Annotated in this window: 8 protein-coding genes; 7 read left to right on the forward strand and 1 reads right to left on the reverse strand. The window is 64.4% G+C overall.

The annotated features are described in order from the left end of the window. From MUO23_03450 to MUO23_03475, 6 genes are all read left to right on the forward strand, one after another. Positions 1-326, forward strand: a 326-nt coding sequence (locus tag MUO23_03450; GenBank protein ID MCJ7512011.1) for a WecB/TagA/CpsF family glycosyltransferase, incomplete at its 5' end; no start/stop codon positions are given. Between the two features lie 204 nt (positions 327-530). Continuing rightward, positions 531-1,493: a glycosyltransferase gene (locus tag MUO23_03455; GenBank protein ID MCJ7512012.1), complete on the forward strand. Its 963-nt coding sequence runs from the start codon at positions 531-533 to the stop codon at positions 1,491-1,493. Between the two features lie 78 nt (positions 1,494-1,571). Further along, positions 1,572-2,489, forward strand: a complete 918-nt coding sequence (locus tag MUO23_03460) for a glycosyltransferase family 2 protein (protein ID MCJ7512013.1) — start codon at positions 1,572-1,574, stop codon at positions 2,487-2,489. Then, positions 2,490-3,467, forward strand: a complete 978-nt coding sequence (locus MUO23_03465) for a glycosyltransferase (GenBank protein ID MCJ7512014.1) — start codon at positions 2,490-2,492, stop codon at positions 3,465-3,467. Then, a complete protein-coding gene (locus tag MUO23_03470; GenBank protein ID MCJ7512015.1) occupies positions 3,464-4,369 on the forward strand; it encodes a glycosyltransferase in 906 nt (301 codons plus the stop codon). The genes MUO23_03465 and MUO23_03470 overlap by 4 nt, the downstream gene beginning before the upstream one ends. Positions 4,370-4,484: 115 nt before the next feature. Further along, a complete protein-coding gene (locus MUO23_03475; GenBank protein ID MCJ7512016.1) occupies positions 4,485-5,549 on the forward strand; it encodes a glycosyltransferase in 1,065 nt (354 codons plus the stop codon). Positions 5,550-5,663: 114 nt separating this feature from the next. On the opposite strand, the gene MUO23_03480 is transcribed toward MUO23_03475, so the two are convergent. Further along, complete coding sequence (locus MUO23_03480) at positions 5,664-6,926, reverse strand: hypothetical protein (protein ID MCJ7512017.1); 1,263 nt, start codon at positions 6,924-6,926, stop codon at positions 5,664-5,666. A 239-nt stretch (positions 6,927-7,165) separates the two neighbouring features. Here MUO23_03480 and MUO23_03485 point away from each other — a divergent pair, with 239 nt between their 5' ends. Then, a complete protein-coding gene (locus MUO23_03485; protein ID MCJ7512018.1) occupies positions 7,166-8,587 on the forward strand; it encodes a sugar transferase in 1,422 nt (473 codons plus the stop codon). Positions 8,588-9,043 lie beyond the last annotated feature (456 nt).

Consider the following 9,043-nt stretch of genomic DNA (forward strand, 5'->3'; position numbering starts at 1 on the left):
ATCAGCTGGTCGTCGAGCAGATCAACGCGGCCAGACCCGACATCGTCTGGATCGGGCTGAGCACGCCCAAACAGGAACGCTGGATGGCGGCACACTTCGGTCGAATCGAGGCGCCAGTCATGATCGGCGTTGGCGCGGCGTTCGATTTCCTCTCAGGCCGGAAGCCACAGGCCCCCCGCTGGATGCAGCGCGCAGGCCTCGAGTGGCTCTTCCGTCTGGCTTCCGAGCCGCGGCGCCTTTGGCCTCGCTATCGACAGTACCCGCGCTTTGTTATCCTGGCGCTGGCCCAGGCCATCGGTTTCAAGAAGTATGATTCTGACCAGTGAAGGAGCAGGGGTGGCCGGCCAGCCCGGCCGGCCTGTGCGGCGAACAGCTCCTCGACCAGTCCTTCACGCCGCGTGCTGTCAGTCTGACGCAGATCGCCGTCGATCGTCGGTCCGTGTGGCGGCCTGAGTCTCCCATCGATACCAGCGAGTGGAGTTCTATGCCTGAGCGGAGTGGAAAGGCCCACCCCGGGTGGAAAGGACCTCATGAGCGCCGATAACCCTCTCCTCACGGTCGTAATCGTGGTTGGCGACGAAGGTACCCGTCGCGGGCTGGAGCGCACCATGCAGGGCTTGCGGCACCAAGGAATCGTCGACCGCATGGAGATCCTGGTGGTCGACTGCAGCGCGCCCGGGACGGCCCCACTTCGTGGCAGCGATCACCCGAGTGTCCGCACGATCAAACTGCCGCGCGACGGAACGACCATGGCCCAAGCGCGGGCGGCAGGTGTTCGCTCGGCGCGGGCGCCGATTGTCGGCTTCTTGGATGAGCACTCGCTTGCCATGGCAGGGTGGGCCGAGGCGCTCGTCGAAGCACACCAGGGGCCGTGGGCCGGAGTCGGAGGTGAGGTCTATAATCTGACTTCGGCGGTCGGTTTTTCCGACCCGATCTACTTGATGGGTCATGGACCTTGGGTTCCACCGGCGCCGCGAGGCGAGGCTGAGCTCCTGCCGTCGCACGATACCTGCTACAAACGGGAGATCCTGCTTTCCTACGGCGATCAGTTGGCCGATCTGCTCATGGCCGAACCGGTCTTGATGTGGAAACTCCGGGTGGATGGCCATCACCTCTTCCTCGAGCCGAATGTCAAGTCCATGCACGGCTATACCGTCTCGCCCCTCACGTGGGTCGCCTTCTTCTCCTGGGGTCGATGCTTCGGAGATGCCCGAGCAAGGGTCCTCGGTTGGTCACGACGGCGCAGACTGCTGCATGCTGCGCTGACTCCGTTGGTCCCCTGGGCAAGGGCCGCCCGTATGTTCTTCTACTTCTCCGACCGACATCCCTCCCGGCTTGTCACGTTCCTCGTTGGGCTCCCGATCATCCTCCTGGCGCAGTACGGCGCAGCCTTCGGAGAAGCCCTGGGCCTGCTCTTCGGCAAAGGGAACGCGGAGGTTCTCTTCACCCAATCCCATCTCCGCGGTCTTCGCTTCCGGGCGGAAAGACTCTAGGCGGGGTCCGGCAAGATCGATCCTCGAATGATCCCGCCAGCGAGGCAACAGCCGACCCAGGACAGGGATCTGCCCGAGATGACTGTTGCCATCGTCGGCGGGAATCACCGGAAGCGTCTGCACCGGGCGCTGGAAAGCGTCCTTCAGCAGGATGGCCCGGTCATTGAGGTCCTCCTCCTCGACCTATCGACGGCCGATTCCGCTTCGATCGTGCCGCATGCCGATCCAAGGGTAAGGACAGTCTCCCTTCCGCCTCCCACAACCTTCGGTCAGGCGCGGGCCGTCGGGGTCAGGGAGGCGCGGGCACCCGTGGTCGCCTTTCTGGAGGAGCACTGCGTGGCCTTGCCGGGGTGGGCTCGGGAGCTGGCTGTCGCCCACCAAGGACCCTGGGCGTGCGTAGGATCAGAGATCCACAATCTGAATCCCGGGGTCGGATGGAGCGATGCCGTCCATCTGGGGGGCTACTCGAACTGGATGCCTCCGGCGATGCGCGGCGAAACCGCGACCACGGCGGCACACAACTCCAGCTACAAGCGAGCTGCCTTGGCCGACATCGGGACTCGTCTCTCTGAGCTTCTCGTCGCCGAGCCCCTGCTTCAAAGGGAGCTTGCCCGCCGAGGACATCGCCTCCTCGTCGAGCCGGAGTCGAAACTGGCTCACGAAAATGAAACCCACTTCCGTTCCCTCATGGCGGTCTGGTGGTGGAATCGGAGCTACGGCCGCATCCGCGCCCGGGAGGCCAGTTGGGGTTGGGCGCGGCGTATCATCTACCTGGCGTTCAGCATGTGGATTCCGTGGTACCGATGGGCGCGGCAGTTAGGTTTCTTCGTGCGACGGCGGAGATCGGCGCTTGGCCGGTTTGCCTGGAATTCACCCCGGATCATCATCCTTGGCTACCTGGCGGCCGCAGGTCTCGCCGTGGGTGCGCTGGCCGGTCGGACCGGAGACGATCTTCGCTTCACGGACCTGGAGTTGCGGACGGACGAGGAGCGGTGAGTGAGGGAACCCCAGGCGTCGCCCGAGATGTCGGTGGTTCTCTTGGTCGGCAAACAGCGCGACCGCGCCGAGAGATCGCTCCGCAGCCTGCTGGGGCAGTCGGCGATCGACCGGATGGAAATCCTGCTGATCGATTTCTCCGCCGGGCGGGAGGCTGCGATCCCCGGGACCGATCACCCCGCGGTGCGCTACCTCGGCAAGAATCGGCTTGAGCCCTTCGGACGGGTTCGCGCCGAGGCCGTCCGCTTGGCGCGCGGTGAAATCGTGGCCTTCTTGGAGGAACACTGTGAAGCCCTTCCCGGATGGGGCGAAGCGGTGCTTCGAGCCCACGCCCAGGGATTGGACGGCGTCGGGCCGGAGGTCCACAGCGGCAATCCGGGCCTCGGTGTCAGCGATGCCATTGCACTCCTGAACTACGTTCGCTGGCTTCCGCCGGCGCAGCGCGGCGAGTCGGATCTCCTTGTCGGCAACAACTCTTCCTATCGGCGTGGTGCGCTTCTTGAGCGCACGGACGACTTGGACCGCCTGATGGCCTGTGACCCGATTCTTCAGTGGAAGCTGGTGGAGGCGGGGGGAGGATTGGCTGTCGATCCCTCGGTCAAGGTTGCACACTGGAATGAGGGGGAAGTCTGGGCGATCGCCCGAGGCTACTACTTGTGGAATCGTATGTTCGCCCCACTCCGAGCGAGCCTCTTCGGGTGGTCTCCTCTGCGGGTTCTCATCCGGATCCTTCTCCTCCCCGCCGTCCCGCTTGTGCGCGCCGTGAAGCTGGGCTGGACAGCGCTCCGACGCAGCCCGCCGATGGGCCGCGCATGCGTGCGAGCCCTGCCGGTCATCTTGGCGGCTCAAACTGCTGCAGCCATCGGCCAGGCCGCCGGCTGGATCCTGGGACCCGGGGAGGCGGAGACCAGGTTCCTGCAGTACGAGCTCGAGCAAGATCGTCCTGAGCAGGCATCCGATGAGGGGGTAGTGCCTTGAAGACCGAACGCCCGCGATTGTCGGTCGTCATCCCGGCCTACAACTCGCATGAAACGCTCCCGGAATGCCTTGAGGCGATCTCGCGCCAGAGCTTGGAGGGATTCGAGGTCATTGTGATCGACAGCGGCCCGTCGGCGCAGGGCGCTCAGATCGTCGGAGACCGTTTTCCTTGGGTCCGACTCGAGCGGGCTGGCCAGCGCCTGCTTCCCCATGCCGCTAGGAACCGGGGGGCGTCTCTCGCCAAAGCTGACCTGCTTGTCTTCACCGACCCGGACGCCTATCCGGCGCCGGACTGGCTTGACCGCCTCCTCGAAGCCCACCATCGATTCGGAGGCGTGATCGTGGGTTCCGTCCTCTGCCACGGGAGCCGGTGGCTGGATCGAGGGACACATCTGGCGAAGTTCGACATGTGGCTTCCCGGTGGAGAGGCTCGAGGGATCTCGATCGCACCGACAGTGAATCTGCTGAGCCCGCGTGGGATCCTTGTGGAACTGGGGATGTTCCCCGGAGAGTACATGATCGGCGACACGGTCTTCAGCTGGCGGGTCGCCGGGGCGGGATATCCGATCACGTTTGAGCCGCGGGCCGTCGTTGAGCACCACCATGTCTCTTCCTGGCTGGGACTGCTGCGCGAACGGTTTCAGCGTGCCCAGGAGTTCGCCCGGGTTCGGGGGCAGCTCGAGGCCTGGGATCGACGCCGGATGATCCGCCAGCTTGCCGCCTCGCTGATTCCCATCCGCTGGGCCAACCTCGTCGTGCGAACGTTTCGTGCATCCATCCAAGCCGGCCTGCTTTGGGACTTTGTCTTCACGCTCCCAGTTGTCTTCAGTGCCCATGCGGCCTGGCTCGCCGGTGAAAGCCTGGCGTTGTTCGAAGCGCTCGTTCACCATGCGCGCGACTAGGCCGCCTCTGAGGATTCTCTTGCTCACCCACAACCTTGCGGGGCGCGGCGGCAGCTATATGCGGAGCTACTCGCTGGCCAGATAGCTCGCTTCGTTCGGCCATTCGGTGCACCTCATGGCCAGCCGATCAGGACCGGGCACAACGAGCAGAACGACGGTCGAAAGTGGAGTCTGTGTCGTCGAAATGTCGGACATCTTTCCAGCTCGCGCCAGGAACGGCGGCCTGAGCCCGATTGACAGCCTCGGGAGGGCGATTTGGGTCTGGCGCCGCCGATTCGATATCGTTCACGCCTTTGACCACCGGCCGGCGGTTTCCTTTCCTTCTCTTGTTGGCAAGGCAAGAGGAGCGATCCTGATCTCAGACTGGGCGGACCTATGGGGTCACGGCGGCATCGCCGAGGAGCGAGAGGGCGCCGGTCGGCTGCTTGGCATGCTGGACGATTTCTGGGAACGGAGGTTTCGTCAATGGGCGGATGGGGCGACGGTAATTACCTCGCACTTAGGCCGCCGCCTCGATGCCATGGGAATGCCGGCGCGGAGGCGACTTCTCCTTCCGCCTGGCGCAAACATCGACCTGATCCACCCCTTGGATCGAGCGGAGGCTCGCCGCTGGTGTGGGCTCCCCGTCGATGCCCGCATCGTCGTGTTCACTGGATTTGCGCCTTACGATGCCGAACTTCTGGGGGAAGTCGTCTGGCGGATCCTGGAAGGCGAACCGGCGGCGACCGTGGTCGCCACCGGGCGTATGCCGGAGGCCATGGGGATTGCGCTCCGACAACGGGGTTTGGCGGGAAGGCTTCGCGACCTGGGAGTTGTCCCCTTTGCTGATCTTGAGAAGGTGCTGGCCTGCGCCGACGTGTTGTTGCTGCCGTACGCCGACAAGGAAGTGAACCGGGGCCGTTTTCCGAACCGATTTGGCGACTACCTGGCGTCTGGCAGGGTGGTCGTGACCAACCGCACAGGGGACCTTGGCGATATGGTTGAAGCGAATCGGATCGCCGTGCTTGCTCCGGAGGAACCGGAGAAGTTCGCGCGTGAAGTAGTCGACCTCTTGAATGACCCGGCGCGTTGCGAGGAGTACGCTGTGCGGGCGCGCCGTTTTGCCGAGGAAGTCCTCAGCTGGCGAATGCTCGCGCGTCGCGTGGAGCAGTTCTACATCGAAGCCCTGTTCCCCCATTGAGCAGTGTTCGCTCTCGCCAATCAAAGGGTCACGGATCCGATCCGTGCTCAACACAACCCAAGGAGTGCCGGGTGGCTTGGCGAGTAGGCACGATGGGCGTCGGCCGATGCGCTCCTACTCCGTGGCCGAGCGCTTCTCGCTTTGGCGGAATCCCAGCCAGAACGTGTAAGCGACCCCGGTTTCCGTGAGCTGTAACAGGACGACGGCGATGCCGAGAAACACCGCGCCCCACAGTTGCATTCCGAGGACGGTCAGGGTGAGCGAGCCCATCATTGCCAGGAAGTACGTCAGGGCGAAACGATTGACGAAGCGAATCGGCGCCCGGACGCCCAGATCCGCTCGGGGCGGTACGACTGCGATGAGAAGTACTCCTGCAAGGGAGAGGTAGGGAATCCACGTCATGGCTTCCTGGTAGCGGGCACCATAGAACTGAGTCGCGATCGGAGGGACCAGGATTGCAGCGGCCAGTCCGCAAGCCAGGGCCAGGCCCCATATTCCGGCGAGCAGCCTCCTGTAGGATGAGCGTCGGAAGCGCACAAGGTCTGGCGCTAGGATCATCGCCAGGACGTTGCGGAGGAGTCGGAACGGGCGAGTGAGGACGGCCACAGCGGCGAAGGCGGCAACCTGGTTGAGAGGCAAGATCCTGCCGGCGACAGCGATCAGCCCCTGCTCGGGAAGGAGATCGGTCACGGAGGATGCCAGGAAAGCCATTCCCGACAGCCGCTGGCTTCTCGAAATTCCTTGCGGGCCGATCGGAAGGGTGCGCAGCAGAACCATGGTGGCTATGAACAAGGAGAATGCGGTTGCGGTGAGATGGGCAAGCAAGACCACGAGGAGGCTGATCTCTGGCCGATAGAAGAGCGCGAGCAGGCCCGGAACGAGGAGGAATGCGTTCGGGGCGCGAAGCAGAACCGCGGCCGAGGCGTGGTGGCCCTGCGAGTTGAGCATGGCAGACGCCGCAGCCAGCAGGGTCGCGAGAAAGGTGACTGTCAGGAGGTAGAGCGCGCTAGACGGGATGAAGCCATAAAGCAGGGCCAAGCCCATCGTGCACAGCGCGACCAAAGGCGCGGCGTAGGCTGCTGTCTGGGCAAGATCCCGCCTCCAGTCGAACACACCAGGGCCGGCAGCAGCATAGAGGCGGGTGATTACGGTTCCCCCTCCGAGGAGGGCCAGCAGGCTCAGGATGTCTGAAAGCGAAAGCAGGAGCGCCAGCGACCCTGCCTCGGATGCTGGTAGCTCTCGAAGCAAGAGGCTCAGCCCGATCAGCGTCGCCAGGCTTGTCAGGGAGGCGAAGACGCTGGGCCACCCGGCCAGGCCGATCCACCTGCGCATGCTCTCGGTCCAGCCGTGATGTTGGAGGGTTGGCGGCAATGTCATTCAGGACAAACCCATGGCGCGGGGAGAGGCTCCCAGTATAAGCGGCAAACCCAGGGCGGGTAGGCTGTTGGCGACGCTGTCCACTGCCATGCGCGTCGTGAGCCATGGGGCCTGTTCGGAAGCGGCGATCCTCATCTGCTGCGTTATTGGCGGATGGCCGGTTCCCTGAAGTGTTTTCCCATCGATCGGGCTAGAATGGTGTCGGAACTGGGCCCAGCAGCGATGACCCTGTGTAGATCATGAGAAAAGCCCTCGGCCTCACCCCCCTCAGCCAGTTGCTTCTCGCCCTGGATATTGCCCTCATCTCCCTCGGCCTGTGGCTGTCGTCGGTGGTGCGGCTTGCCCTGCCGCTCGGCCAGGAGATCACGGCCGTGGGCACAGCCCTCCCCTGGGTAGTGGTTGGCATGGCTGAAGTCTGCTGGGTGTCTGCTCTGGCGGTCTGGGGGGCCTACGATCCACGGCGTATCCTGCGTTGGTACCAGGAGGTCGGGCGGGTCTCGCTCGGCGCCGCCACCGGCAGCATGCTCCTGGCGGGCATGCTCTACCTGACCTTCCGCGAGGTGTCCCGATTGCAGTTCGGGTACTTCTTCACCATCAGCCTGGTCTTGCTGCTGCTGGCGCGGGCAGGGCTGCGGCTGTACCACCGGGCTCGAGGGAAATCGCGCCCCGGAGGACGAAACCGCATCCTGATCATCGGCGCCGGCGACCTGGGACAAAGGGCGGCGCAGCTCCTGATCGACCAGAGCCGGTGGGGCTACGCCCTAGCCGGCTTCCTCGACGACGATCCGGCGAAGGCCGGCGTCAGCTATCTGGGACACGCTGTCCTGGCTTCGGTGGACGACGTCGCTGGCGTTGCCTCGGACAGGAAGATCGATGAGGTCTGGGTCTGCCTCCCCGGGCGATCCTACGAACGAATCCAGTGGGTCGTCGCTCAGTTGGAGAAGCTGCCTGTAAGGATCAAGATCGCCCCGGACTACTTCTCTTTGGCGCTTGTCCGAGCTCGCGCCGAGGTCATGGGCGGCATCCCGTTCATCGGCCTGCGCGATCCGATCCTGACCGGATCGCAGCGGGCGTTCAAGCGCCTCTTTGACATTATGGGCGCCCTGGCCTTGCTGGCGATTCTTGCCATCCCGATGACGGCCAGCGCACTGGCAATCCGGTTGAATTCGGCCGGGCCCGTACTCTTCCGCCAGAAACGGGTGGGCGAGAACGGCAGGTTGTTCGGCATGCTCAAGTTCCGCACCATGCAGGCCGATGCCGAAGCCCTGCAGGATCAAGTTCTCGTCAAGACGGCCGACGGCCAGGTGATCCACAAGCAGCCCGGAGATCCGCGGGTGACGCGGGTTGGACGCTTTCTGCGCCGCTACAGCCTCGACGAGCTGCCCCAGCTGTGGAATGTGGTCCGCGGCCACATGAGCCTAGTCGGGCCGCGGCCGGAGATGCCCTGGCTCGTCGATCGCTATGAGGGTTGGCAGCGCAAGCGTTTCGCTGTTCCCCAGGGTGTCACCGGCTGGTGGCAGGTCAACGGCCGCAGCGACAAGCCGATGCACCTGAGCACCGAGGACGATCTGTACTACGTCTACCACTACTCGATCTGGCTCGACATTCGGATCTTGCTGATGACTCCCTTGGCAGTCTTGCGAGGGCAGGGAGCCTTCTAGGTTCGCCAGGCAACTTATCGAGCCAGGCCCGCTCGGCTCCAGTGGGGGCCAGACGGCGGTCGCGGCGGGGCGGCAACCACCTTTCTTTCCTGCGGCTGGGATTCCACCTCAGGGCACGCCTCGTTGGGGAGTCGGTCCAGGACAAAGACAGCTCCCCCGATCACGGCGAGCCCCCGCGATCACCGAGGATTCGTCTTGCGTACGCCAGATGGCGCTTGAGGTACACTGGACACCCGGCCGGATCGGCCGAGCCACCGGCGACATGCCAAGCCACCCATTCACCCGCAATCAAGCCAGGCTGACAGCCACGCCCGCTTCCTCGGACGCAGATCCGGGATTCCCTGGCGCAGCCAGAAACCCGTCGAGAGGTCTCAACCCGAACCGCCCGATGTCTGGACCTCACTCTTGAGACACAAACCGCAGCCCTGGTTCCAGATCCGCAATCGCACGCTGCTG

Source organism: Anaerolineales bacterium (assembly GCA_022866145.1).
GTDB lineage: Bacteria > Chloroflexota > Anaerolineae > Anaerolineales > E44-bin32 > PFL42.